The 1038-nt window shown below is 81.0% G+C and carries 1 protein-coding gene; it reads right to left on the bottom strand.

All coding sequences use genetic code 11. From position 1 onward, the window contains the following. Nucleotides 1–888, bottom strand: an 888-nt coding sequence (hemC, locus tag FA014_RS19555; protein ID WP_154731258.1) for a hydroxymethylbilane synthase, incomplete at its 3' end; no start/stop codon positions are given. Between the last annotated feature and the right edge of the window lie 150 nt (nucleotides 889–1038).

The raw sequence follows: 1038 nt of genomic DNA, 5'->3' as shown, positions 1-1038 counted from the left end.
GGCCGCGGCGGGGTCGGCGCCGGCGGGGCCCGCGGCTCCGCCGGCGATGGTGGTGGACGCGGTGCGGCGCAGCGCCTCGGTGCCGTCGGTGCGCAGCACCACGGCCTCCAGCGTCAGCTCGTCGTCCGCGCCGATCCGCGCGTGCGCGCCGACGGGCGCGGCGCAGCCCGCCTCGAGCCGGCTGAGCAGGGCGCGCTCGGCCAGCACGGCGAGGTGGGTCGGCCGGTGGTCCAGCGCCGCCAGCGCCCGGGCGAGCGGCGTGCCCGCGGCGGCGTCCTCGGCGCGGACCTCGACCGCCAGGGCACCCTGCGCGGGCGCGGGGGTCATCACGTCGAACGGAAGCGCCTCGGTCACGGCGTCCAGCCGCCCGAGGCGCGCGAGGCCCGCCCGCGCGAGCACCACGGCGTCCAGGTCGTCCTCGATCCGGCGCAGCCGGGTGTCGACGTTGCCGCGGATGTCCACCACCCGCAGGTCGGGGCGGGCCGCCCGCAGCTGCGCGGCGCGGCGCGGGGAGCCGGTGCCGACCGCGGCGCCCTCGGGGAGGGTCGCGAGCGTGCGGCCGTCGCGGGCGCACAGGGCGTCCCGCGGGTCCTCGCGCAGCGGCACGGCCGCGACGACCAGCCCCGGGGCGACGGCGGTGGGCAGGTCCTTGAACGAGTGCACGGCGACGTCGCAGCGGCCGTCCAGCAGGGCGTCGCGCAGCGCGGTCACGAACACGCCGGTGCCGCCGAGCGTCGCGAGCGAGCCGGTGAGCCGGTCGCCGTCCGTCCGGACGCGCACCAGCTCGTGCGGTCCGGCGCCGAGGGCGGTCAGCGCGTCCGCCACGTGCCCCGTCTGGGTGAGGGCGAGCGCGCTCGCACGGGTGCCGACCCGGACCGTCTGGGGCATGCCCCCAGTCTCGGCCACCCCGCGCGGATCTGTCGAAACCGCGGGTCGCGGGCTGCGGCGCACGGGTCAGGCCCCCGGCGCGGCGGGGTCGGCGGCCGCCGCGGCCAGGGCGGCGGCGGTCGCCCGGGCGTCGGGCACGACCGAGGCGAG

Origin of the sequence: Cellulomonas hominis (genome assembly GCF_005239125.1) — a bacterium.
Classification (GTDB): Bacteria; Actinomycetota; Actinomycetes; order Actinomycetales; family Cellulomonadaceae; genus Cellulomonas; species Cellulomonas hominis_A.
The sequence above is the reverse complement of the archived record's forward strand: the minus strand, read 5'-3'. Positions and strand labels throughout refer to the sequence as shown.